Source organism: Streptomyces sp. NP-1717 (genome assembly GCF_022695985.1).
Classification (GTDB): Bacteria; Actinomycetota; Actinomycetes; order Streptomycetales; family Streptomycetaceae; genus Streptomyces.
Genome location: NZ_JAAPBF010000025.1, coordinates 33287 through 58446, shown reverse-complemented (window position 1 = coordinate 58446; position 25160 = coordinate 33287). Strand labels below are relative to the sequence as shown.

Annotated in this window: 20 protein-coding genes; 12 read left to right on the top strand and 8 right to left on the bottom strand. The window is 71.4% G+C overall.

Annotation, left to right across the window (positions count from 1 at the left end):
* Nucleotides 1-194: 194 nt before the first annotated feature.
* The gene (gene glnA, locus GXP76_RS08375; protein ID WP_242570796.1) at nt 195-1604 is read left to right on the top strand and encodes a type I glutamate--ammonia ligase; all 1410 of its coding nucleotides are present in this window, start codon (nt 195-197) and stop codon (nt 1602-1604) included.
* A 164-nt stretch (nt 1605-1768) separates the two neighbouring features.
* Here glnA and GXP76_RS08370 read toward each other — a convergent pair whose 3' ends face one another.
* The gene (locus GXP76_RS08370) at nt 1769-2392 is read right to left on the bottom strand and encodes a sigma-70 family RNA polymerase sigma factor (protein WP_242570795.1); all 624 of its coding nucleotides are present in this window, start codon (nt 2390-2392) and stop codon (nt 1769-1771) included.
* Between the two features lie 142 nt (nt 2393-2534).
* Entirely contained in the window at nt 2535-3224 is a 690-nt protein-coding gene (locus tag GXP76_RS08365) for a hypothetical protein (RefSeq protein ID WP_242570794.1), read from the bottom strand.
* Between the two features lie 362 nt (nt 3225-3586).
* Between GXP76_RS08365 and GXP76_RS08360 the strand changes: the two genes are divergently transcribed.
* The 5 genes from GXP76_RS08360 (at nt 3587) to GXP76_RS08340 (ending at nt 9519) form a co-directional block, all read left to right on the top strand.
* The gene (locus GXP76_RS08360; protein WP_242570793.1) at nt 3587-3859 is read left to right on the top strand and encodes a hypothetical protein; all 273 of its coding nucleotides are present in this window, start codon (nt 3587-3589) and stop codon (nt 3857-3859) included.
* Nucleotides 3860-3912: 53 nt separating this feature from the next.
* Nucleotides 3913-6150, top strand: a complete 2238-nt coding sequence (locus GXP76_RS08355; RefSeq protein ID WP_242570804.1) for a cation-translocating P-type ATPase — start codon at nt 3913-3915, stop codon at nt 6148-6150.
* Nucleotides 6147-6680: a copper chaperone PCu(A)C gene (locus GXP76_RS08350; protein ID WP_242570792.1), complete on the top strand. Its 534-nt coding sequence runs from the start codon at nt 6147-6149 to the stop codon at nt 6678-6680. The genes GXP76_RS08355 and GXP76_RS08350 overlap by 4 nt, the downstream gene beginning before the upstream one ends.
* Before the next feature lie 370 nt (nt 6681-7050).
* The gene (locus GXP76_RS08345) at nt 7051-8172 is read left to right on the top strand and encodes a ferric reductase-like transmembrane domain-containing protein (RefSeq protein WP_242570791.1); all 1122 of its coding nucleotides are present in this window, start codon (nt 7051-7053) and stop codon (nt 8170-8172) included.
* A 102-nt stretch (nt 8173-8274) separates the two neighbouring features.
* Nucleotides 8275-9519: an MFS transporter gene (locus GXP76_RS08340; RefSeq protein ID WP_242570790.1), complete on the top strand. Its 1245-nt coding sequence runs from the start codon at nt 8275-8277 to the stop codon at nt 9517-9519.
* 47 nt (nt 9520-9566) lie between these two features.
* Here GXP76_RS08340 and GXP76_RS08335 read toward each other — a convergent pair whose 3' ends face one another.
* Entirely contained in the window at nt 9567-10322 is a 756-nt protein-coding gene (locus GXP76_RS08335; protein ID WP_242570789.1) for a class I SAM-dependent methyltransferase, read from the bottom strand.
* Between the two features lie 384 nt (nt 10323-10706).
* Here GXP76_RS08335 and GXP76_RS08330 point away from each other — a divergent pair, with 384 nt between their 5' ends.
* The 5 genes from GXP76_RS08330 to GXP76_RS08310 all read left to right on the top strand — a co-directional run bounded on the left by GXP76_RS08330 (nt 10707) and on the right by GXP76_RS08310 (nt 15905).
* Nucleotides 10707-11729, top strand: coding sequence for an iron ABC transporter permease (locus GXP76_RS08330; protein WP_242570788.1), 1023 nt, complete (start codon nt 10707-10709; stop codon nt 11727-11729).
* On the top strand, nt 11726-12790 hold the full coding sequence (locus GXP76_RS08325) for an ABC transporter ATP-binding protein (protein WP_242570787.1): 1065 nt from the start codon (nt 11726-11728) through the stop codon (nt 12788-12790). The genes GXP76_RS08330 and GXP76_RS08325 overlap by 4 nt, the downstream gene beginning before the upstream one ends.
* A gap of 72 nt (nt 12791-12862) precedes the next feature.
* Nucleotides 12863-14077 (top strand): ABC transporter substrate-binding protein, encoded by a 1215-nt coding sequence (locus tag GXP76_RS08320; protein WP_242570803.1) that lies wholly within the window; start codon nt 12863-12865, stop codon nt 14075-14077.
* A gap of 106 nt (nt 14078-14183) precedes the next feature.
* Entirely contained in the window at nt 14184-14873 is a 690-nt protein-coding gene (locus GXP76_RS08315) for a CBS domain-containing protein (RefSeq protein WP_242570786.1), read from the top strand.
* 3 nt (nt 14874-14876) lie between these two features.
* Nucleotides 14877-15905: a zinc-binding alcohol dehydrogenase family protein gene (locus GXP76_RS08310; protein ID WP_242570785.1), complete on the top strand. Its 1029-nt coding sequence runs from the start codon at nt 14877-14879 to the stop codon at nt 15903-15905.
* Here the strand turns inward: GXP76_RS08310 and GXP76_RS08305 are convergent.
* Nucleotides 15814-18405 carry a glycoside hydrolase family 65 protein gene (locus GXP76_RS08305; RefSeq protein ID WP_242570802.1) on the bottom strand — a complete coding sequence of 864 codons (2592 nt, stop codon included), beginning with the start codon at nt 18403-18405 and terminating at the stop codon, nt 15814-15816. The two genes, GXP76_RS08310 and GXP76_RS08305, sit on opposite strands and share 92 nt — an antisense overlap.
* Nucleotides 18402-20768, bottom strand: coding sequence for a phosphoketolase family protein (locus GXP76_RS08300; RefSeq protein WP_242570801.1), 2367 nt, complete (start codon nt 20766-20768; stop codon nt 18402-18404). Before GXP76_RS08300 ends, GXP76_RS08305 begins: the two co-directional genes overlap by 4 nt.
* A gap of 369 nt (nt 20769-21137) precedes the next feature.
* Between GXP76_RS08300 and GXP76_RS08295 the strand changes: the two genes are divergently transcribed.
* Nucleotides 21138-21863, top strand: a complete 726-nt coding sequence (locus tag GXP76_RS08295) for a response regulator transcription factor (protein WP_242570784.1) — start codon at nt 21138-21140, stop codon at nt 21861-21863.
* Between the two features lie 50 nt (nt 21864-21913).
* Here the strand turns inward: GXP76_RS08295 and GXP76_RS08290 are convergent, their stop codons facing one another.
* From GXP76_RS08290 to GXP76_RS08280, 3 genes are all read right to left on the bottom strand, one after another.
* Nucleotides 21914-22375, bottom strand: a complete 462-nt coding sequence (locus GXP76_RS08290) for a cyclic nucleotide-binding domain-containing protein (protein ID WP_242570783.1) — start codon at nt 22373-22375, stop codon at nt 21914-21916.
* Between the two features lie 167 nt (nt 22376-22542).
* Nucleotides 22543-24264, bottom strand: coding sequence for a GAF domain-containing protein (locus tag GXP76_RS08285; RefSeq protein ID WP_374360195.1), 1722 nt, complete (start codon nt 24262-24264; stop codon nt 22543-22545).
* 152 nt (nt 24265-24416) lie between these two features.
* A complete protein-coding gene (locus GXP76_RS08280; protein WP_242570781.1) occupies nt 24417-25121 on the bottom strand; it encodes a pyridoxamine 5'-phosphate oxidase family protein in 705 nt (234 codons plus the stop codon).
* Nucleotides 25122-25160: the final 39 nt, after the last annotated feature.

Sequence of the window (25160 nt, the reverse complement as noted above, 5' to 3'; positions counted from 1 at the left end):
GGTCGTTTCCGGCCGCGGTGGCCTGTCTGTGGAACGGCACACACCCAGGCCGGTTAACTTCGGCGAAACAAACGGGTCATGCCTGAGAAATCCCGCATACCTATGGTCGGGTCCTGCGTGTGCCACCGCACTGGCCGCACGACCAGTAGCGATAAACCCCCGCCCCTCCCCGGGACGGGAGGAGGAGGAGCTGGATGTTCCAGAACGCCGACGAGGCCAAGAAGTTCATCGCGGACGAGGACGTGAAATTCGTAGACGTCCGCTTCTGCGACCTGCCTGGCGTGATGCAGCACTTCACGATCCCGGCGAAGGCGTTCGACCCGGCGGACGAGCTGGCCTTCGACGGCTCGTCGATCCGCGGTTTCCAGGCGATCCACGAGTCGGACATGGCGCTTCGCGCGGACCTGTCGACCGCTCGGGTGGACCCCTTCCGTCGCGACAAGACGGTGAACATCAACTTCTTCATCCACGACCCGATCACGGGTGAGCAGTACAGCCGCGACCCGCGCAACATCGCGAAGAAGGCCGAGGCGTACCTCGCCTCCACCGGTATCGCGGACACCGCGTACTTCGGCCCGGAGGCCGAGTTCTACGTCTTCGACAGCGTGCGCTTCAACACGACGTCGAACGAGAGCTTCTACCACATCGACTCCGAGGCCGGCGCCTGGAACACGGGCTCCACCGAGGACAACCGCGGCTACAAGGTCCGTTACAAGGGCGGCTACTTCCCGGCCCCGCCGGTCGACCACTTCGCCGACCTGCGCGCCGAGATCTCCCTGGAGCTGGAAGGCGTCGGGCTCCAGGTCGAGCGCCAGCACCACGAGGTCGGCACCGCCGGCCAGGCCGAGATCAACTACAAGTTCAACACGCTGCTCGCCGCGGCCGACGACCTGATGCTCTTCAAGTACATCGTGAAGAACGTCGCCTGGCGCAACAACAAGACCGCGACCTTCATGCCCAAGCCGATCTTCGGTGACAACGGCTCCGGCATGCACGTCCACCAGTCCCTGTGGGCCGGCGGCGACCCGCTCTTCTACGACGAGCAGGGTTACGCGGGTCTGTCGGACACCGCCCGCTACTACATCGGCGGCATCCTCAGGCACGCGCCGTCGCTGCTGGCGTTCACGAACCCGACGGTGAACTCGTACCACCGCCTGGTCCCCGGCTTCGAGGCCCCGGTCAACCTGGTCTACTCGCAGCGCAACCGCTCGGCCGCGATGCGCATCCCGATCACGGGCTCCAACCCGAAGGCCAAGCGCGTCGAGTTCCGCGCCCCGGACCCGTCGTCCAACCCGTACCTGGCCTTCTCTGCGCTGCTCCTCGCGGGCCTCGACGGCATCAAGAACAAGATCGAGCCTGCGGAGCCGATCGACAAGGACCTCTACGAACTCGCCCCGGAGGAGCACGCGGGCGTGGCCCAGGTCCCGACCTCGCTCCCGGCGGTGCTGGAGGCCCTGGAGGCCGACAACGAGTACCTCCAGGCGGGCGGCGTGTTCACGTCGGACCTGATCGAGACGTGGATCGACTACAAGCGCACGAACGAGATCGCCCCGATCCAACTGCGCCCGCACCCGCACGAGTTCGAGCTCTACTTCGACATCTAGACCGCGAGGTCCGGCCACTTGGGCGCAGAGCCCACGCACCCGCCGGACCGATTCGCTGACGTGACGTCAGAAGTGCTGCGAGGGCCGCCACCCCGATGGTCGGGGTGGCGGTCCTCGTCGTTGCGCCCCGCCCCCGACCGGGCACTCGTCGGGGGCTGGTCGTCTCAGGCCGGGCAGGGGTGGTCGGCGGCGGTGAGCATGTCGATCAGGTGGACGCGGGCGCGGGAGACCCGGGAGCGGATCGTGCCCACCGGGCAGCCGATCGTGCGGGCCGCTTCCTCGTAGGGGAGGCCGAGCAGTTGGGTGAGTACGAAGGCGTCGTGCCGTTCCGCCGGGATGGAGGCCAGCAACTCCGCGAGCGCGATGCCCTCCTCGAATCCGGGGACGCCCCGCGGTCCGGCGTTCTCGGCCGCGACGCACCAGTCCACCTCGTCGGAGACGACCGGCCGGACGGCCGCGTGACGGAGGCTGTCGATGAATGAGCGTCGGGCGATCGACCGCAGCCACGTGCGGGCGGAGGAACGGCCCTCGAACCGGGGGAGACTGCCGAGCGCCCTCAGGAACGTCTCCTGGGTGAGGTCGTCGGCGGATTGCGGGTCGCCGCTCAGGTACGCCAAGTACCGCCAGATGTCGCGGTGCAGGGCGCCGACGAACCGTTCCACGGCGTCCGTGTCGCCTTCGCCCGCGGCGAGGGCCCAGAGTGTGATGGTCTCCTCGTCCGTGTGCGGGAGGCTCGGTGTTCGTATGCGGCTGGTTCTCTGCGCGGGTCGCGTCAGGGCATGCGTCATCGCCTGGTGTCCTTCGTGGAATCCGGGTCGGTCCGGACGCCGCTGCGAGGCGGCTCCGGCCCACTGGTACGGCCCCGTTCTGGCAGGGCCGGGCACCGTGGCCGCGCCGGTACGAACCGTCGTGGTCACGGGAGTCGGGCTGTCAGACGACAGCCGTTCCCGTGGGCGGGCCCCGTGAGGTGACGGCGTCGGCGTGCGGCGGTCGCCGCGGTCCGCCGATGGTGTGCGGGGAAGCGGCCCGTACGCGCGGCAAAGCGGCGGGTACCGGCCGGGCGCGCGGCCGACGCAGGGGTGCGACCACCCAGCCGGCGCAGGCCCGCAGGCACTGGAAGGCGGCCCGCTCCCCGTATGCCAGCCAGAGGCCGCACAGCAGCGCGGCCAGCAGATGCGCGGAGAGCATGCCGGACGATGTCATGCCGCTCTGTCCGGCGCCCAGGGCCATGGTGTCGGGCACGGCCGGCATCCCGGCCGTCATGTGATGGGTGTGGTCGGCCGACGTCCTGGCGGGTACCTGGCAGAGCATGTGCCGGATCCACTGTTCCGTGATCGGCGCGTCACTCGTATCGGCGGGGCGCGTTGCCACTTGGGCCAGGGCGAACCAGGAGTGCAGCAGAGCCTGGACGGCGACCACCACGGACAGGACCACGGGGAATCCGCGCTCCTCGCCGGTCAGTGACCATCCCACCGCGCCGGTGACCCCGCCCGCGACGAGCACCGTCCACCAGGGAACGGCCGTCCCCGACATGAGGACGTGGCCCAAGGCAGCGAGGATCACGCTGACGACCGCGAACAGCGCGGCCCTCGTTCCTCGGAAGCACGGACCCAGGGGCATGGCGGACTCATCGTCGCACCGCGATCACGCCTGGAAAAGGCGGTTCCGCAATGTCCGGCCATGGAGAAACGGATATCTGTCGCGGGAGGGAAGTCTTGGAAAAGCGGGGAACCGAATGGCTCCGCCCACCGACTGATAAAGGGGCACCCGCTGAACACAATTGCGCCGCGGCCGTTGTCGGGCGACCGGCTTTCGGAGTTCCCGCGCCTCGGCGGGAGAATCCTCACATGTGAACGAGCCGTGCGACCGGGCCCTGTGAGCCCGCCCCGTGTCAGCATGGATCTTCGGGCAGCAAGGACCACGGCCGCGAATTCCCTTCGGCCGTCCGGCAGTCGGCGGAGAATCTCTTTCCTGGAGCGGTGATGGCGGAGCGGCGTGGGCTTTTCCTCCGGCGGGTGGTGGCACTGCTGAAGCGATGTGTGCCGCCGCCGGCGCCGACCTCGTTCCTGGTTCTGCTGGTGGTGGTCTTCGGGGTGTCGTACGCGGTCGGCTCGGCGGTCGGCCCGGTCGCTCCCGGCATGCGCTCCACGGACACCGGGCCCCAGGACCCGCCCGGCGGTCCACCCGGTGACGACACGGGTGACAGCGGCGGCATGGGCGACATGGGCGGTATGCACTCGGGCGGCGGGGAGTGAGCACGGAGACCAGGAGTTCCGCGCCGGTCACCACGGACATCCTGGTCGGCGGGATGACCTGCGCGGCGTGCGTGGGCCGGGTCGAGAAGCGGCTGGCGAGGCTCGGAGGAGTCATCGCCTCGGTCAATCTGGCCACCGGCAACGCGCGCGTCAGCCATCCCGCGGACATCACTCCCGAGGTCCTTGTGGCCACCGTCGAACGGGCCGGCTACACCGCCCGACTGCCGTTGCCGCCCGGACCCCTGGAGGGTGCGGAGCCGGCCGGGGAGCCCGATGCGGGGGAGGCGGCCGAGGCGCGCCGGAGGCTGGTGGTGACGGCGCTGCTCTCCGTACCGGTCCTGGTGCTGTCCATGGTTCCGGACCTGCAGTTCCGTAACTGGCAGTGGCTCTGTTTCGCGCTCGCCGCCCCGGTCGCGACGTGGGGCTCCTGGCCCTTCCACCGTCGCGCGCTCGCGGGAGTGCGGCACTCGTCGGCCACGATGGACACGCTGGTGTCGCTGGGCGTGGTGGCCTCCTTCGCCTGGTCCTCCTACGCCCTCTTCCTCGGCGGCGCGGGCGATCCGGACATGCGTATGCCGTTCACGTTCCTGCCGTCGGCGGGCGACGGGGTGCCTCATATCTATCTCGAAGCGGCGGTCGGTGTACCGCTGTTCGTCCTGACCGGACGTTTCCTGGAGGCGAGGGCACGGCGCGCCACCGGGCAGGCGATGCGCGCGCTCGCCGGACTGGGTGTCAGAGACGTGACGGTGCTGGTCGACGGCGAAGAACGCAACGTCCCCGTCGAACAGCTGCGCGTGGGGCAGGAGTTCGTCGTCCGGCCGGGCGAACGGGTCGCCACCGACGGCGTCGTGGTCTCCGGCAGCTCCGCGCTCGACCTGTCCCTGGTCACCGGGGAGAGCGACCCTGTCGAAGTCGCCCCCGGCGACGCGGTGGTCGGGGCGGCGGTCAATGCCGGAGGGCTGCTCACCGTTCGTACCACGGCGGTCGGGACGGACACCCGACTGGCCCGCATCACCCGCCTCGTCACCGAGGCCCAGGCCGGAAAGGCCCGCGCCCAGCGACTCGCCGATTCGGTGGCGGGCGGCTTCGTCCCGGTCGTCCTGACCCTGGCGGTCACCGTGCTCGGTTTCTGGCTCGGTGCCGGGGCCGACCCGCAGTCCGCCGTCACCGCGTGCGTGGCGATCCTGGTCGTCGCCTGCCCCTGCGCCCTGGGCCTGGCGACCCCCACCGCGCTGCTGGCGGCCACGGGCCGCGGCGCTCAACTCGGCGTACTGGTCAGCGGTCCCCGGGCGCTGGAGACCCTGCGGCACATCGACACGGTGATCCTCGACAAGACGGGGACCCTGACCACGGGGCACCTGAGCGTCACCGAGGTCACGGTGGTCGCCGACGGCCTCGGTGAGCGGACCGTGGTCCGGCTGGCCGGTGCGGTGGAACGAGGTTCGGAGCACCCTCTCGGCCGGGCGCTCACCGCGTACGCCCGACGTGCCCGCCCCGACGACCCGTTGCCCGAGGTGACGGAGTTCGCCGCGACCGCCGGAATCGGTGTCACCGGTCTCGTCGACGGCCACCGGGTCGAGGTCTGTTCCCCCGGGGACGACATGCCGCAGTCCCTGACGCGAGCGCTGGCGGACGCGGAGGCCAAGGCGCGCACAGCGGTACGCGTGCGCGTCGACGGGGTGGACGAGGCGCTCGTCGCCCTGGGCGATGTTCTGCGCCCCGGGAGTTACCGCGCGGTCGACCGGCTCAGGCGACTGGGCGTGGAACCCGTACTGGCGACGGGCGACCGCGAGGCCGCCGCCGAAGCGGTCGCCGCCGAACTCGGCATCGGCGAGGTGCACGCCCGGTGCACCCCCGAGGGCAAGGCCGGCCTCGTCCGCCGTCTGCGCGCCGAGGACCGTCGTGTCGCGGTGATCGGGGACGGGGTGAACGACGCCGCCGCCCTCGCGGGCGCCGACCTGGGCATCGCGATGGGAAGCGGCACGGACGTCGCCATCACGGCGGCGGACGTGACGCTGGTGAGCGGCGGCATCGAGTCGGTCGCCGACGCGATCGGTCTCGCCCGGCGGACCCTCGGCACCATCCGTACCAACCTGATCTGGGCCTTCGGCTACAACGCCGTCACCGTGCCGCTCGCGGCCGTGGGGTGGCTCAACCCGATGGTCGCCGCCGCGGCGATGTCCGTGAGCTCCCTGCTCGTGGTGGGCAACAGCCTCCGGCTGCGCGCCTGGCGGCCCTCGCGCGCCCCTGGGAGCGGAGCGCGCCAGAAGCAAGGAGTACTTCGGCGATGACCGACCGCCCCTCCCCCGGGAGTTCGACGGGATGGCACCTCACACGCGAGCGGCTGCGCGACGGTCTTTACGCCGGGCTCATCCCGTGGACCGCCTGTGTGCTGACACTTGCGGGTCTGACGCAGTGGGTCGGGGCGGGGCAGGCGGGCAGGCCGCCGGCCCTTGAGGTCGGCGATCCGCACATCTTCCTTCCGTACAGCGACAACACGGAGACGGCCGCGTTCTTCACCGTGACGAACACGGGCGGTGCCGACGACGAGCTCGTGTCCGTGACGTCGCCCGCCATTTCGAAGGCCATGCTCAGCCGCCACCGGAGCAACGGAGGAGGCGGCGACTCCATGGGAATGGCGGACTCGGCGGCGGTTCCCGCAGGGGCGGCGCTGACCATGTCTCCGTTCGGCCTGGACGTGATGGTCACGCTCAGGAAAGGGACTCGCTGGAGTGAAGGCGACGCCGTTCCGTTCGTCCTTCACTTCCGTCACAGTGACAGCGTCCGAGCGGTGGCGACCGTGGTGCGCCCGGGCAGCTGACCGGGCGCGTCCAAGGTGTCGGTGGGTGTCCGCGTCCGGTGCCCGGACCGGACCGAGTTCCCGGACCCGGACCGAGTTCCCGACCGGACCGATTTCCGGGAGTGACCGGCGAACTCCCGTCGTTCAACTCCCCCGATAAGTTCCCGGAGATGGTGATGTTTTTTTCGAATAGCCGGGAAATGCGGAGGCCGGATCACTCTCTTCCATGGTGGGGAAATCGTCGTTACGCTCCACCGCAGAGAAGTGGTACAGACCAACGTTGCCCCGGGTTGTTCACCATCGGTGTCCCGCGGCGCGTCATAAGGGAAACCGGAGTTGAGTGATGGCGAAGTCCTCGGGATCGATGACGCCTGCTCCGCGTGAGGGGAGAGTGCGCACTCGCTTCGACTGGGCGGCGCTGCGGGCCGATCTGCGAGGCGCGGTGCCGGACGCCTCACTGGCCCTGGTGGTCACCCTGTTGATCTACTGGCTGCTCTACGTCCGTGCGGAGAACGGGACTTCGGCGACCGTCAAGCTCATGCCGGACATGGCGGACGCGGGCGAGTTCTGGATGTACTGGATGTGCCAGGCGTTCGGCTGGTCGGCGATGCTGTGGGCCTACGTGACCGTGATATTCGGTCTGCTGCGTTCGGGGCCGAGACCCCGCTGGCGCCTGCTGCCCGGGACGCGGCTGGAGAAGTGGCACCGCACGACGAGCCTGACCACCATCGGTCTGATGTTCATGCACGCGTTCTTCTTCTTCACCGACCAGATCCGGACCAACCAGGATCAGTGGTCGCTCGGACGCAGTGTCTGGACCGCGTTCGTCGACGTCTTCGTACCCGGCGGCTACGCCACGGGCACCGGCCGTGTCGCCATCCTGATCGGCCTGCTCGCGATGTACCTGGCCCTCCCGCTGGGTCTCGCGTTCTATCTGCGGCACCGCACCGGATCGCGCATGTGGCTGGCACTGCACCGGTTCGTCATCGTCGTCTACGTCCTCAGCGCCTGGCACACCCTGCTGTACAGCAGCCAGGCGTGGTTCGACGGCCCCTTCCGCACCATGGTGTGGGCCCTGCAGATCCCGATCGCCGTGCTGCTCCTGGTCCGTCTGATGGCACCGGCCCGCCCGGGCGAGCGCCTGCGACTGCGCGGCGACCGGCGTCGCGACGCCGCGTTGCCGATCAGTGCGCGGCTGTTCGGCAGGATCGTGGTGGGAGCCACCGTCGTGGGGCTGGTGGCGGTCGTCGTCACCGGTGTGGACGGCGGGCGCTCGCCCGATGCCGGCTCTCTCGTGCCGTGGCCGCACAAATGGGTGATCTGGGCGGGCCTGGCGCTGTTCACGCTGGCCGTGGTCGCCGTCGTCGTCAGACTCCGGCCCCGGGCGACCGGCACGGCGAAGCCCCCGGCCCGCGCGGCTGCGGGGACGGACACGGCTGAGGCGAACGATGCGACCGACCCGGCTGCGGGGACGGGCGCGGCTGAGGTGACCGACGCGACCGACCGGGTCTGACGCCGCGTCGGCCGCGCGCCGCCGGGCACCCGGCGGATTCGGGGAAATCAGGGAGGCGGCAATGCGTGGACGCGAACGCGCCCGGCCCGGGGCCGGCCGGCGATGACCACGTCGACACCGCCCTCCGCGAGCACCCGCCGGGCGCGCTTCCCGGCCCTCCGGGCGTGGCGCGTCCTGTCCGGCGCCCAACTCGCGCTGCTGGTAGGCGGGTTGCTCGTCAACATCGGTACGTTCGCCGTATACCCGTACCTCGCCGTTCTGCTGCGTGAGCGACTGGGCATCGGGATCGCGCAGGTCGGCGTCATTCTCGGCGCGGCCACGCTCGTACAGTTCGCGAGCGCGCCGTTCACCGCCGCGCTCGCCGAGCGGATCGGGCTGAAGCGCTCCCTGCTGGTCGCCACCTGTCTGTACACCCTGGGCGCGCTGACCTACCTGGGCGGGATGGGCGAACCCGCGCTGATGGTGGTGGCCCTCTTCCTCAGCTGCGGCGCGGGGGCGCTCTACTCCCCCGCGTACCGCGCGTACCTGGTGCAGTCGGCGACGGCCGAACAGCGCCCGCAGGTGGTGTCCGCGGGCAACGCCGCCGGCAACCTCGGCATCGCGCTGGGGCCGGTGGCCGGGGCGCTGTTCCTCCACGAGCCCGCCCTGCTGTTCACGCTCAGTACGGTCCTCTACTCGGTGCTCATGGCCGGCCACGCCCTCCTGCGCCCCGAGCGTCCGGCCGAGGGCGGGCAGCCGGCCGTGGAGCCCTTCCGGCGGGTGCTGCGCGGTCTGGCCCGCGTGCCCTTCGCGGTGACGGCACTCACCCACTACCTGTACATGCAGTTCTACCAATACCTGTCCGTGTACGCGGACGGGCGGCTGGCCACGGCCCTCTACGGCGCGATCATGATGGGCTACTCGCTCGGCCTGGCGGTGGTCCAGCCGCTGGCGGCCCGGTGGGTGGGCCGCACGCGCCACTCGGTCGCGATGGCGTTCGGCTTCTCCTTCATGGCGCTCGGCATGGCCGCGTTCGCCACCGGCCGTCCCGCCGGTGTGGCGGCCGGCGCGGCGGCGATGAGCGTCGGCACCGGGGTGCTGTTCCTCAAGAACGAACTGGAGGCGCTGGAGTTGTCGGAACGTTCGGCGGCGGTGACGTTCGGCCAGCAGCGACTGGCGGTCGGTGTGGGCGCGTTGCTGAGCGGTGTGATCGGCGGCGCCGTGTACGGGCTGTTCGAGCGGGCGGGGCTGCTTCCGGGGTTCTGGCTGGTCGTCGCCGCGCAGTGCGTCCTGCTGCCGCCGCTGGTCTTCCTCGTGGCCACGCGCCGGCCGAGCGGGAAGAGGTCGGGGGTGGGCGCACCGGTGTGAGACCGGGGCACCGCGGAACTCCGCGAAGCCCCTGTCCCCCCGGACGGTCAGGAAGCCGGCGTCGCGGGCTTCTCGTAGACGGTCACGTAGTTGCCCTCGCCGGTGAACGGCTCACCGCGCCAGCCGCCCCACCGGCCGACGGATTCCAGGCCCGCCAGACGGGCCATCAGGTCGAGTTCGCTGGGCCACGCGTAGCGCATGAACGCGGGCGCCAGCCGGATTCCGTCGTTCGTGATCAGTACGTGCTGGCCCAGGAAGCGCTGCCCGACGGGGTCGTGACGGACCGTGGTGAGACGTACGTGGTCAACACCCACCTGGTGCGCCTCCACGCGCTGGTCGCGGTCGTAACGCGCCACGTCCGGCGTCGGGCACTCCAGGACGAACCGGCCGCCGGGCAGCAGCCGGCGCGCCGCGTTGGCGAAGCAGCGCACCTGCTCCTCCTGGGTCATCAGGAAGAAGAACGTGGAGAACACGACGAACACCATCGCGAACCGGTCGTCGGTACCCGGGTCGACGTCCGCCATGTCGCCGATGGTCACCGGGATCCGGTCACCGCCCGGCTTGGCACGCATGCGTGCCACCATCGCCTCCGAGGCGTCGACCCCGCGCAGGTCGATCCCCTCCGCCGCCAGCGGGATCGTCACCCGGCCGGTGCCCACAGCCAGTTCGAGGACCGGTCCCGCGGGCCCCTCCCCGACCAGCTGGGCGAGGAACGCGACCGCGTCCGTGGGGTCGATGTCGTGCCACTCGTCGTACACGTCGGCGTTCAGTTCGCCGTATGTCTCCGGCCCGTGCTTCTCCATGAACGGTCCTCCTGGAAGGTCGAGTCGCCGTCGGGCACGGCGGGGAGCCCGTGCCGTACGACGGGAGCCCGTGCCGTACGACGGGGGTCCACCCAACACGTCGGGCGGGCGGCCCGGAGAGTTCCCCCGGCCCGGCCGATTCGGGAACGTCGTGTTTCCGGGCGCCGCGGGAACTCGGCCCCGGTTCCGAACGACTTGCACCGTGACAGTTGGTTCCGCACCGAGCGGAGTGACAGAACAGGGTGCACCGTGCCGGACAGTGCCACGGGTGTCGGGGACACGACCGAGAATGCGGAGGACACGACCGGGCGAGACGTCGTGCCCCCGCCACCGCGACCGCCGCGACCGCCGGGCAGGTCGGGACGGCGCCGACGCGCCGGATACGTGGGAGGACTGTTCCTTCTGCTTGTCCTCCTGCTTCTCGGCGCCGTCGTCGTCCTGATCGCGCAGGGCTCGGTCGCCATACCGATCGGGGAGGTGATAGGGATCCTCACCGGCCGGGGGGCCGGGTCCGAGATCAACCGCACCATCGTCATGGACGCCCGGCTGCCGAAGGTCGTCGCCGGACTGCTCGCCGGCTCCGCACTCGCGGTCGGCGGGGTCCAGATGCAGACCCTGTTCCGCAATCCGCTGGCCGACCCGTTCGTCCTCGGGGTCAGCTCCGGCGCCATCCTGGGGGCCTCCGTCGTCATCCTGGGCACCGGCGGCGTGGGATGGCTGGCCGGGCTGGGCGTGCTCAGCCAACTCGGCGTCACCGGCGCCGCCGTCGCCGGTGCGGCCGGGGTGCTCGTCGTCGCCCTGGGTGTCGCCCGGCGCGTCGGTGACCCGGTCGTCGTCCTCGTCGTCGGCGTCATGCTCGGCTATCTGGCCGGGGCCGCCGTCGACATGCTGATCTACTACACCGATCCGGACCGGTTGCAGGCGCTGACCACCTTCACTCGCGGCTCGGTGCGCAACGTCACCTGGGACGAGTTGGGGATGATCGCCGCGGTGTGTGGCGCCGTCCTCGGGCTCTCGGTCTTCCTCGCCCAGCCCCTGAACGCCCTGCTGCTGGGCGAGCGGTACGCGGGCAGTCTCGGCATCAGCGTCCGGCGGGTCCACCTCCTCTCCCTCGGCAGCGTCGCCGTGCTCTCCGGAGTCACCACCGCCTACTGCGGCGCCATCGGATTCGTCGGGCTCGCCGCGCCGCATCTGGCCCGCGGCCTTCTGCGCACCGCCGACCACCGCCTGGTGCTGCCGGCCAGCGCCCTCATCGGGGCCGTGATCGTCCTCGTCGCCGAATACATCGCCGGCGGCAACGGCCTCACCACCACGACCCTGCCGCTCAACTCGGTCACCGCGTTCGTCGGAGCGCCGGTGATCCTCTGGGTCCTGCTCTCCGGACGGGCCCGAAGGGAAGGACGATGACCGGTACAGCCCGTCCCGCACTGGAAGCCGTCGCGGTCGGCGCCGGCTACCGCGGCCGCCGTCGCGCCCCCGCCGTCACCGTGCTCCGCGACGTGAACCTCGTTGCCCGGCCCGGCGAACTGATCACCCTGATCGGCCCCAACGGCGCGGGCAAGTCGACCCTGCTGCGCACCCTCGTGGGCGCCCAGCCCCCGCTGGCGGGCCGCGTACTGCTCGACGGCTCGGACCTCGCGGCGCTCTCCCCCCGGCAGCGCGCGCGGCGGCTCGCGGTCACGCTCACCGAACCGGTCGACGTGGGACTGATGAACGTCGAGGCCGTGGTGGCGCTGGGCCGGCTGCCGTACCGCTCATGGCTCGGCCGCGAGACCCGGGAGGACCGCACAGCCGTCGACCGGGCCCTGAGCGACGCCGGGGTCGAGGCACTGCGCCACCGGCCGCTGAGCGATCTGTCCGACGGGGAGCGGCAGCGTGTGATGGTGGCCCGGGCTCTCGCGCAGGAGCCGGCGGTGCTGGTGCTCGACGAGCCGACGGCGTTCCTCGACGTCGCGCGCCGCATCGAACTGGCGGCGATGCTGACCGGGCTCACCGCGACCACCGGCGCGGCGATCGTCCTGTCCACCCACGACCTGGGCTTCGCTCTGCGCCGCGCCGACCAGGTGTGGCTCGTGGGCCCCGGCTCGACGGTGACGGCGAGCGCACCGGAGGACCTCGCCTACGGCGGCCTCATCGGCCGGACCTTCGCCGGAGACAACATGTCCTTCGACGACGCCGCCGCCACGATCGTCGTCGCCGACCACGGTGTGCCGGGCGCCCGCGTCCACGTCGCCGCCGAAGGGCGTCTGCGGCAGTGGGCCGAGCACGCCGTGAGACGGGCGGGCTGGGCGGCCACCTACGACACCTCCGGCCCCGTCGTACGGGTCGATCCCGGCACGCCGTGCCGCTGGAAGTTCGAGGATCCGCGCCCACCGGCCACGGCGCACGCGGAGGGGAGCGGCTTCGGCTCCCTCGTCGTACACCTGCGTCAAAAGGCCACGCCCCACCGGCCGACGCCCGATTCCTGACCGCACCACACCCCGCCCGGCGCACCGACCGCCCCGTACCTGGACCCACAGGAGTGCACCACTGTGAAGAAGATGATCCGTATCGCCGCCGTACTGCTTGGCCTGTCGATCGCCCTCACCGGCTGCGGAGGCTCCGGGCCCGGCGAATCGAAGGCCCAGGACGGTCCGGAGGGCTGTGTCACCGACTACGCCGAAGGCCGGGACTACTTCCCGGACAAGAGCACGGTCGACGAGTCCGAGCTGTGGGACATCAGCTACCACGACTCCTACAAGACCATCACCCTGGCGGACACCGAGAAAGCGGGCGGCGATCCACTCAGATACGTGCTCCACCAGTGCGGCACCCCGAAACCGAAGGCCACGGGAGACCTGTCCAACGCGCTGTTCGTCCAGGTCCCGGTGACGAAGGTGTCGGTCACCTCGTTCAACGCGCTCGCCATGGTGGACCGCCTCGGCAAGAACGACACCGTCACCGGCCTCAGCGGACAACTTCTCGGCAGCGCCGAGACCGACGCGTGGTACGCGGGGGTGGTCGAGGACGCGGGCAACCCGATGTCGATCGGCGAATACACCGATCTCGACCGGGAGGCGGTCCTCGGCCTCCGGACGCAGGCCATCCTGATGTCCGGATTCGGCGAGGGATTCGACGACGTCAGCAACGCCCGCTCCACCGGCCTGCCGGGCATCAGCGTGTCGAACCGGATGGAGGAGCACGCCCTGGCCTCCGCCGAGTGGATCAAGATGGTCGCGGCCTTCTACAACGCCGAAGGCGCCGCGAACGCCGAGTTCGAGGCCATCAAGTCCAGGTTCGACAAGGTCGTCTCCACGGTCTCCGGCAAGGTCGACGGCCGTGAGGCCGGCTATCTCTGCGTCTCGGCGGAGCGTGGCTGCGAGTTCGTCCACGGACACGGCGAGGAGACCCTCACGGGCCGTCTGCTCACGAAACTCGGCGCGGGCAATGTCTTCGCCCGCGACAACGACGGCCCCAACGGAAGGGCGTACGACTACGAGGAGGCCATCGGCAGCGGCGCGGACGCGGACTTCTTCGTCGTCTACGACCCGATGAGGATGACGCTGGCGGCGCTGGACTCCGATCCCCGGATGAAGCGGTTCCAGCCGTTCGACAAGGGGGACTTCATCGCGGGCGTCGACAAGAACTTCGAGGAGTGCCGCGCCAAGACGTATCTGGACGTCGACGTACTCATCCGCGACTTCGCCATCGGTCTGGCGCCTCATCTTTTCCCGGGCGAGAAGGGCACGTGCTTCGTCCGCTCTTCCTCCGCGTGAGTGACCCTTCGGACCCCCCTGGTCAGGGCCCCTCGGCCCCTCCTGTCGTCCGCTCAGCGGCGGCAGACTTGGCGGTGGAGGGATCGTTCCGGTTCGAGGAGGGACCATGCGTCGCGGGCCGTGTGTCGTCGCCGATGTGATGACGGATCCTGTGGTCGCGGTCGGTCCGGATGTCGGGTTCAAGGACGTCGTCAGGACCTTGAGGCAGTGGAAGGTGAGCGCCGTTCCGGTTCTGGAGGGGGACGGGCGGGTCACCGGGGTGGTGTCCGAGGGGGATCTGCTCGGCAAGGAGGAGTTCCGGAACGCGGATCCCAGTCGGCTTGAGCAGATGCGGCGTCTGGACGATCTGCGGAAGGCGGGGGCGGTGACGGCGGGTGAGGTCATGAGTGGGCCCGCCGTCACCGTGCGGGAGGACGCGACACTGGCTCAGGCCGCGCGGACCATGGTGCGGGGGAGGCTGGAGCGGCTGCCGGTGGTCGATGGCTCCGGGATGCTGCGGGGGATCGTCAGCCGCTCCGATCTGCTCGATGTGTTCCTGCGCTCCGACGCCGATCTCGCGGAGGAGGTGGAGGAAGTGGTCGAGGGGCTCTTCCTGGTGTCCGGCGAGCGTGTGCGGGTGACGGTCGCCGACGGGGTCGTCATGCTCGGCGGCACCGTCCGGGACACCGCGCTCGTGCCGCTGGCGGCCCGGCTGGTGCGGGCGGTCGAGGGTGTGGTGGATGTCGAGTGCGACCTGGTGGGACCGCGGGCCGCGTCGTTGGCGTTTGCCCCGGGCGTGCGGCCGCCGCACGCTTGAAGCATGACGTTCACCGCCTCCGCGCGCACGACGCACGGCTGGGCCGTCGAGAGGCCCGGCCCCATCGGCACGCGGCCCCTGGCGCGGGTACGGCGTCGCTCACCCGGGCTCGGGCCCGGTGATCTGCTGCTGCGGGTGGAGGCGTGCGGCGTGTGCCGTACGGATCTGCATCTGGCCGAGGGGGATCTCGCGCCCCGGCGGCCCGCGACCGTCCCCGGCCACGAGATCGTCGGCCGCGTCGTCGCCGCCGGCGAGGCGGTGACGTCGTTCCGGGCCGGCGACCGGGCCGGCGGTGCCTGGCTGCGCGGCACGTGCGGGCAGTGCCGTTACTGCCTGGCCGGGCGGGAGAACCTCTGCCCCCGGTCCGTCTACACGGGGTGGGACGAGGACGGCGGTTTCGCCGATCTGGCGCTGGTCCCGGCGGACTTCGCCTATCCGCTCCCGGAGTCCCACGACGCCGCCTCGCTCGCGCCCCTCCTGTGCGCGGGGATCATCGGCTACCGCGCGCTGCGCCGCGCCGCACTGCCCGAGGGCGGGCGTCTCGGGATCTACGGTTTCGGCGCCTCGGCCCATCTGGCGGCCCAGGTCGCGCTGGCCGAGGGGGCCACCGTCCATGTGCTGACCAGGTCGGCGCGGGCACGTGAACTGGCGCTGAGTCTGGGTGCCGCGTCGGCCGGCGGCGCGTACGGGCGCCCGCCCGAACCACTGGACGCGGCGATCCTGTTCGCCCCCGTGGGCGACCTGGTGCCGGTGGCCCTGGAGGCGCTGGACCGGTCCGGCACGCTCGCCGTCGCGGGCATCCACCTCACCGACATCCCCTCGCTGAACTATCAGCGCCATCTCTTCCAGGAGCGCGACCTGCGCAGCGTCACCTCCAACACCCGTCGGGACGGCCGCGACTTCCTGGCCCTCGCCGAACGCATCGGTATCCGGGTCACGGTCAGTCCGTATCCGATGAGCCGGGCGGACCGGGCGCTCGCCGATCTCGCGGGCGACCGGGTGGACGGCGCCGCCGTACTCGTGCCCGACTGACCCCGTCCCCGGGCAGATCGAGCCAGCGGGCGGTGCCGGGCGGGACGGTCGACTCGCTGTCGCCGATCACGACGCGTACGGGATCCTCCGCGGATTCCGGCACGGCGACCCTTATCCGCTGCGCCCGGATCCGCAGGTCCACGTCCCAGTGGTGCCGGTAGCGGATGCCGACCCGGAACTTCGACAGCTGGGGCAGTGGCGCGGGGTCGAGCCGCAGCCCGTCACCGCGGGCCTCCAGCCCGGTCAGACAGCGCTGTACGAAATCCAGGGTGCCGGCCATGGCGCCCAGATGGATGCCCTCCGCCGTGGTGCCGCCCTGGATGTCCGCCACGTCCCCGACGAGGGCCTCCTCGGCGTAGGCCCATGCCTCGTCCCTGCGCGCCCTGGCCAGCACCCACGCGCTGACCAGGGCGCTGAGCGTCGATCCGTGGCTGGTGCGCGGCAGGTAGTAGTCGATGGTGGCGCGCCACGACTCGTCGTCGAGCCGGTGGCCGAGCTGCCGGAAGAGACCCGCGAGCTCCCGCGGTGGGAAGAGATGGCCGAGCATCAGTACGTCCGCCTGCTTCGACGCCTTGTACCGGTTGACCGAGTCCCCCTCGGCCTCCAGGATCCGGTCCAGCCGGCGGATGTCGCCGTACTGCTTCCGGTACCGGTCCCAGTCGAGTTCGCCGAGGTCCGCGTATCCGTCGAACTGGCTGATCACGCCGTCGTGGTACGGCACATGGAGCCGGTGCGCGATGTCGTCCCAGCGGTCGGGCTCGGCCGGATCCAGCCCCAGCCGCTCGAAGAGTTCCCGCCGGCGCGCGGGCGGCAGGGCGCGGCCGAGTTCCCGGGCCCGGGTCAGCACCCACGCGGCGGTGACGTTCGTGTACGTGTTGTCGTCGAGTCCCGGCACCGAGGAGTCCGGGTAGCCGTCGTGGTACTCGTCGGGACCGACGACACCCCGGACGCGATACCGCTCCAGCGAGGGGTCCCAGACCGCCGAGTCCGCCCAGAAGCGGGCGATCTGGATGAGCGTCTCCGCGCCCTCGCCGTACAGGTACTCCGTGTCACCGCTCGCCTCCGCGTACTGCCACACGTTGTAGGCGACCGCCGATCCGACGTGGTGCTGGAGACGGGAGTGGTCGGGCAGCCAGCGGCCCGAGCGCGGATTGAGATGGAGTTCCTGCGACTCCTCGCGTCCGTCGCTCCCGCTCTGCCAGGGGTACATCGCCCCCGCGCGTCCGGCGTCCCGCGCGGCGCGGCAGGCCGCGGGCAGCCGCCGGTAGCGGTAGCGGAGCAGCGCCCGGGACACCTCCGGGAAGTGCAGGTTCAGATAGGGCAGGACGAACAGTTCGTCCCAGAAGACATGTCCGCGGTAGGCCTCGCCGTGCAGTCCCCTCGCGGGTACCCCGGCGTCCAGGCCGGCGGTGTGCGGGGAGAGCGTCTGGAGTACGTGGAACAGGTGCAGACGCAGAATCGTGCCCGACTCCCCGGGCACGTCGAGGGCCGCCCGCCGCCAGATCCGTTCCCAGGCGCGTTGGTGCGAGGCGAGCAGCCGGGGGAAGTCCGGCGCCCGCCGTACGGCCTCGGTCGCGGCCGTGAGGGGACCGCTGATCGCCGGGTCGTGCGAGGTGTACAGCGCGACCGTCTTGTCGACGCTCACCGTCCCGCCGCTCGCCACGGGGATCGTCAGGGTCTGGACGGCCTGCCGGTCGGTGAGGCGGGTACGGGAGGCGGCGCCGTGACGGGACGCGGTTCCGTGGAGTCCGGCCACCCGGGTCCGCGCGGCCAGCGCGATGCGGATGTGGGAGCTGAGCGTGCGGCAGCTGAGCCACACCGTGTCGCTCCGCGCGGCGGCGCTGCCAGTGGAGGCTCCGCCGCCGGCGGCGGCACCCGCGCCCGTGCGCCAGCGTGTCAGATGCAGGTTCGCGAGGTCCGCGTAGCGCTCGACTCCCGTGTTCCGTACGTCGCCGTCGATGGCCGCCTCGACCTCCACCTCGCCCGCCCAGCCCTCGGCGGTGAACGAGGTGCGCTGCGCGGCCAGATGCGGCTCGCCCATGTGAACCAGCCGGCGCTGTTCCACGCGCAGCCGGCGGCCGCCGCCCTCCCCCACCGCGTACAGCGACCGCCGCGTCAGTGTGCCGTGCCGAAGGTCCAGCGTCTGCCCGTGCTCGACGAGTTCGGGGCCGCCGGGCGACAGCCACGGCCCGGGGCGCTGCCCCTCGGGGCGCACGCGGTAGCGCAGCGGCAGCCAGTTGGGCAGGTTGACCATGTCCTCGTTCTCGACCCGGCGCCCCGCGACACTCGACGTCAGCCGGTTGTAGCAGCCGGCCGCGTAGGTGCCCGGAGAGTGCGAGGGGCCCTCGGACGTCTCGGACGCCGCTCCGCGGGTGGCGAAGTAGCCGTTGCCCAGGGTGCACAGCGCTTCACGGAGGCGTTCGCGCTCCGGGTCGAATCCGTCGTACGTCCAGGTCCAGGCGTGCGCGGTCCGGCCCTCGTCCGTCCGCGCGGGGCTCAACGCGTGGGCCCGTCGCCGCCGTGCGTGACGGGGTGCCACGTCCAGTCGGCCACCTCGGGGAGGTCGGTCCCGTGCTCCCGGATCCAGGTGTGGTGGCGCAGGCGGGCGTCCTCCATGGCCTGTCGCGCCCGCGTGGCCCGGACCGCGAGCCCGGGGACACGGTCGATGACGTCCATGACGAGCTGGTACCGGTCCATCTTGTTGAGCACCACCATGTCGAACGGGGTCGTGGTGGTGCCGGTCTCCTGGTACCCGCGCACATGCAGATTCGGGTGGCCGGTACGGCGGTAGGCGAGTCGGTGGATCAGCCACGGATAGCCGTGGTACGCGAAGATCACCGGCCTGTCGCGGGTGAACAGGGCATCGTACTGGCTGTCGGACAGTCCGTGTGGATGCTCCGTCTCGGGAAGCAGCCTGGCCAGGTCGACCACGTTCACGACGCGCAGCGCGAGTCGGGGCAGATGACGGCGGATCAGCTGGGAGGCGGCGAGCACCTCCTGGGTCGGTACGTCCCCGGCGCAGGCGAGCACCACATCCGGTTCGTCCCCCTCCCGCTCGGTGCCGGCCCACTCCCAGACGCCCGCCCCGCGTGCGCAGTGCGCGCGTGCCTCGTCCAGGGTGAGCCAGTCGAAGGTGGGCTGTTTGCCCGCGACGACGACGTTGACGTAGTCACGGCTGCGCAGCACGTGCTCGGCGACGGAGAGCAGGGTGTTGGTGTCCGGCGGCAGATAGACCCGTACGACCTCGGGGCTCTTGTTGAGTACGTGGTCGACAAAGCCGGGGTCCTGGTGGGAGAAGCCGTTGTGGTCCTGGCGCCAGACGTGCGAGGTGAGCAGGTAGTTGAGGGAGGCGATCGGCCGTCGCCACGGCAGGGCGCGGGACACCTTCAGCCACTTGATGTGCTGGTTGACCATCGAGTCGACGATGTGCACGAACGCCTCGTAGCAGGAGAAGAACCCGTGCCGCCCGGTGAGGAGATAGCCCTCCAGCCAGCCCTGGCAGGTGTGTTCGGAGAGGATCTCCATGACGCGCCCGTGCCGGTCGAGGTGTTCGTCCACGCCGAGGGCCGTGGCCTGCCACGCCTTTCCGGTGGCTCCGTACAGCGCCTGGAGCCGGTTGGACGCGGTCTCGTCGGGACCGACGACGCGGAAGTCGCGGCGCTCGCTCGTGGCTTCCATGACCGATTCCAGCAAGTCGCCCAGGACTTGCGTCGGTTGGTTGAGGCTCGCGCCGGGACGGTCGACCCGCACGGCGTACGGCTCCAGGGCCGGTACGGGCAGATCCCGCAGCAGCAGGCCGCCGTTGGCGTGCGGTGTCGAGCCGAGCCGGAGCGGGCCCTCGGGCACGCAGTCCAGCACCTGCGGGAGCGGACGGCCGTCACGGCCGAACAACTCCTGCGGCCGGTAGGAACGCAGCCATGCCTCCAACTGCCTCAGGTGGTCGGGGTTTTCGCGTACGCCGGGCAGCGGCACCTGATGGGACCGCCAGGTCCCCTCGACCGGCAGTCCGTCGACGGCGGCCGGTCCAGTCCAGCCCTTGGGGGTACGCAGGACGATCACCGGCCAGCGCGGGCGTTCGGTGACACCCTCCTCGCGGGCGGTGCGCTGGATGAGGGCGATCGTGTCGAGCGCGGTGTCCATGGCCTCGGCCATGGCCCGGTGGACGGCGTACGGCTCGTCTCCCGTGACGTGCAGCACCTCGTGACCGTAACCGCGCAGCAGTTCGTCCAGCTCCTGCTCGGGGATCCGGGCGAGCACCGTCGGATTGGCGATCTTGTAGCCGTTGAGATGGAGGATCGGGAGGACCGCGCCGTCGCGGACCGGGTCGAGGAACTTGTTGGAGTGCCACGACGCCGCCAGGGGGCCGGTCTCGGCCTCACCGTCGCCGATGACACAGCCGACGAGGAGGTCCGGGTTGTCGAACGCGGCGCCGTAGGCGTGGGCGAGGGAGTAGCCGAGTTCGCCGCCCTCGTGGATCGACCCGGGGGTCTCGGGTGCCACATGGCTGGGCACCCCGCCCGGGAAGGAGAACTGGCGAAAGAGGCGGGCCATGCCGTCCGCGTCGCGCCCGATGTCCGGATACGTCTCGGAGTAGCTTCCCTCCAGCCAGGCGTTGGCCAGCACCGCCGGGCCGCCGTGGCCCGGCCCCCAGACGCACAGGGCGTCCCGGTTCCGGGCCTTGATGACGCGGTTGAGGTGGGTGTGGACGAGGTTGAGCCCCGGTGAGGTGCCCCAGTGGCCGAGGAGCCTGGGCTTGATGTGCTCCGGGCGCAGCGGTTCTTCAAGGAGCGGATTGCCCATGAGGTAGATCTGGCCGACCGCCAGGTAGTTGGCGGCACGCCAGTGCGCGTCCAGGTTGGCCAGTTCCGTGTCGGTGACGGAGCCGGTGCGCGGGGCCGGGCCCGCGCCGTTGCCTGCGGCCTTGCCCGCGCCGTTGCCTGCGTCGGCGGCAGGGCCGGTCGCCGGGTCGTGCACCGGCGTACTCACGTCTCGCATCGGTTCCTCCGGAGCTTCGTAGAGCCGGGCGCCGTATTCCAGCCTCCCCCCGGCGGGCGCTTCCGGCCAACGCACCACCGGCCCCGCCCACGCGTGGGAGGTCCGACCAGGCGCCTGCCCCGTGAGGAGAGCCGGAGTCCTCCGGCGGGCGCATGGGCCCGTTCGGCCCTGGCCCGGTTCCGGAAGGTGGGCCACGATGGAACGGGGATCAGGTCCACGACCGGCGGAAGGGCCGAAATGAGCGAGGTGCGGGAGTTCTCGCCTTCGAACCCGATCCGGGTTTTCCTGCTCGACGACCACGAGGTCGTACGGCGCGGCGTACAGGACCTCCTCGACGCCGAACCCGACATCGAGGTGGTCGGCGACACGGGCACGGCCGCCCACACGCTCGCGCGTGGCCCGGCCCTGCGCCCGGATGTGGCCGTGCTCGACGTACGCATCCCGGACGGTGACGGAATCACCGTCTGCCGCGAGCTGCGCTCCCTCATGCCCCGCCTCGCCTGCCTGATGCTCACGTCGTTCGACGACGACGACGCCCTCCTCGACGCGATCATGGCCGGGGCCGCCGGATACGTACTGAAGGAGATCAAGGGATCGGACCTGGTCGCGGCCGTACGGACCGTCGCCTCCGGCCAGTCCATGCTCGACCCGGCGACCACGACCCGGCTGATGAAGAGCCTTCGCGGGGAGGAGGACGGGGCGGCGTCGGAGCAGGACGCCCTGTCGCAGCTCTCCCCCCGTGAGCGGGAGATCCTCGTACTGATCGGGGAAGGACTCACCAACCGTGAGATCGGCGGACGTCTCTATCTCTCCGAGAAGACGGTCAAGAACCACATCTCGCGGCTGCTGGCCAAGCTCGGTGTCGAACGGCGCATCCAGGCCGCCGTTCTCGCCACGCAGGCGGCCTCGCGGGCGGACGGCCACGTGGTCCGGCCGGACGGCCACGAGGGCGAAAGCCGCTGATCAGCGGCTTACTGTCCGGGCGCACCAGAACGCGGAAGCACTCGGCCCCGTCACTCGACGGCCAAGGTGCTGTCGCTGCCGTGGGGGGCGTACACGCCCAGCAGACGGACCCGTGTCGCCTGCAGACGGTCCGCCACGACCTCCAGCACCCGGCGGGTCAGTTCCAGTCCGAGTACGGGGTCCTCGTCGCACAGAGCGCGTACGGCGCGGGCGTCGAACTCGTCCGCCCGGACCATGCTGAAGGCCTCGGCGCCCAGACGCCACGTGTACGGCGGTACCAGCCAGGACCATCCCAGCAGGTCGCCGTGGCCCAGCATCTCCAGCGTGCCCGCGTTCTGCCCGGGCCCGTGCAGATCGAGATTGACCGCGCCCGTGCGGATGACCCAGAACCGGTCCGCCGGACCGCGGTCCTCGAAGATCCGGGTGCCGGCCGCGAAGGACACCGGACGGGAGCAGTTCATCAGACGCTCCCGCCCCTGACCGGGCAGAGCGTTCAGCAGGGTCATGGTCATGGCCGTACCTCCCGGGTCCGCTCCGGCGACGGTCCCACCATCGCGCCGGACGGGTCTTGGTATCCAAGACTGCCTGCCGTGGCCGGGCACGGGCAGGGGCCGTCCGGCATCGGGGGTGGCCCGAACGGCCCGTTCGGCGTTCTCCCGACCGCGTACCGCGAGGGGGATCAGCCCGGGACGACCGGCACCGTCCATACGAGCCGCGTACCCCCGTCGCCCGGCGCTTCGAGCGTCATGGTGCCGCCGAGTCCCTGCGCCCGCTTGGCGAGGTTCGTCAGCCCGCTCCTGCGGCCCTCCGACCCGATGCCCACCCCGTCGTCCGCGACCGACAGCGTCAGGACGCCGCCGCGCACCACCAGCGACACCGACGCGGAGCCGGCCCGCGCGTGCCGCGCGACGTTGCTGAGCGCCTCCGCCAGTACGGCGACGACATGCTCGGCGGCCTCGGCAGGGACATCCGTGTCGAGCAGGCCTTCCATCCGCAGGGACGGGGTGAAGCCGAGGGAGCGCACCGCCTGCTGGACCGTGTCGGTGACGCGCCCCCGCAGCCCCCGGTGGGAGCGTCCCGCTTCACGGACACGCAGCCCGAAGATCGTCGAGCGAATGATCTTGATGGTCTCGTCCAGGTCGTCCACGGCCCGCAGCAGTCGCTCCTGCGCACCGGGGTGGTCGACGAACCGGACGACGCTCTGGAGGGTCATCCCCGTGGCGAAGAGCCGCTGGATCGCCAGATCGTGCAGATCCCTGGCGATCCGGTCGCGGTCCTCCAGCACGGTCATCTGCTCGGAGGCGCGCCGGCGCTCGGCGAGCTCCATGGCCAGCGCCGCCTGTGCGGCGAACGTCTGGAGGGGCGCCGTCTCGGTCCCGGTGAACCGCGCGCCCGAGCGGAGCCTGGCGAGCAGCAGGACGCCCCGCGCCTCCTCGCTGGCGATCATCGGCACGGCGACGGCCGGTCCCAGCCCGCCCCACCGGGGCGGTCCCGCCGTGATCCTGGGGTCGTGTTCCACATCGGCGCTGATGAGCGGCTTTCCGGCTTGCAGAGCGGCGCCGACGAACGAACCCTCCCGGGGCAGCAGCAGACCGCGGTGCGCGTCCGCGTCGACCCCGGCGGCGAGGGCGACCCGCAGCGACGCGCCGTCCCTGTCGGGGAGGGCCAGCACCCCGAGGTCGGCGGAGAGGATGTGGCGCGCCTGGTCGACGATCAGCCGCAGCACCTGTGCCTCGTTCGCCCCGGACAGCAGGTCGGCGACGACCTCCGCGTTGGCCCGCAGCCAGCTCTGCCGGTCCCTCGCGGTCTCGTAGAGCCGTGCGTTCTCGATCGCGACCCCGGCGGCCACGGCGAGCGTGGACAGGACGGTCTCGTCGTCGTCGTCGAACTCCCCGCCGCCGCGCTTCTCGGTCAGGTAGAGGTTGCCGAAGACGGTGTCGCGGACCCTGATCGGCACGCCGAGGAAGGAGTGCATGGGGGGATGGTTCGGCGGAAACCCGTAGGACGCCGGATGGCTCGTCAGGTCGGACAGGCGCAACGGCCTCGGGTGGCGGATGAGTTCACCCAGGATGCCGTGCCCTCGGGGAAGGTGTCCGATGGCGGCCGCCCGGTCCGCGTCGACGCCGACGGTGAGGAACTGGGAGAGCCTCGTGTCCTCCTCCACGACGCCCAGGGCTCCGTACTCGGCGTCCACCAGCACCACCGCGGCTTCGACGATGCGGCGCAGCACCTGGGGGAGGTCCAGTTCCCGTCCGACGGAGAGTACGGCCTGGAGCAGGGTCTGCACCGATTCGGGATTGCCGTGCTGTACGGCGCCGAGCTGTGCCCGCAGCTCCGCGGGCAGGACGTCCTGCCGTCCTCGTACGTCGTCGTCGCCGTTCCTGCCCGTGTCGTCGCCCACGAGTCCTCCGTCGGGGCAGTCCTGCCGTCGGGGCCTCCACGAGGCCCGCATTTCCACGGTAGCGACTGGCTCCGTCACCGCATCCCGGGACGCGGCCCCGGCCGACCGGCCTCCGCGGGGCCGGGCCGTGCCGGCCGCCTTCGCCCGGCGCCCTACGCGGGCCGCCCGCTCCGCCGCTGCCGGATCCGGCGCCCGGTGATCTCGGTCGGCGTGACACCGATCCACAGTCCGCGGTCGCCGCCGGCCCAGGGCAGGGTGTGGGCGCGCTCTTCCAGGCGCAGTATCCGCCCGGGATCGGTGACCGTGTGGGCGTCGCCGATGACCAGAACGCTCCAGCCCTGGCTGAACGCCTCGTCGATGTGGTCCACCTCGAACGCGACCGACTGGTCACGGGCGTCCGCCGGCGCCGCTTCCGGTGAGGTCCTGAAGGCCACCAGGTCGTCGTCGACGGTGTAGTTCACGGGATACACCGCGGGCGCGCCGCGCCGGCTCACGGCCACTCTTCCCACCCCGTGGGTGGACAGCAGCCCCCGGCACTCCTCCGCGTTCAGCGTGGTCAGCTCGGGATCGAAGCCCGCCGCCCCGAGGCCGGGCGGCAGATCGGCCGACCCGCCGACCAGCTCCGTGACCGTGGTCTCCAGCGCGTCGGCCAGGCGCAGCAGGAACCCCGTGCCGGGCGCCGCCACGCACTCCTCCAGGTACTGGATGTAGCCGGGGGCCGAGCCCGCGCGCACCGCCACGTCCTCACGGGTCAGCCCCAGCTCCTGGCGCCGGACCGCCACCCGGCGGCCGAGGTCGGAGCGGTGCGGTACGGGGGCGTCGGGCCGGAAACCATGGTCCGGCTCCGTGTCGGTCATCGTGGTCGCCTCCTCCTGCCCCCGCCGTCGCCTTTCCGT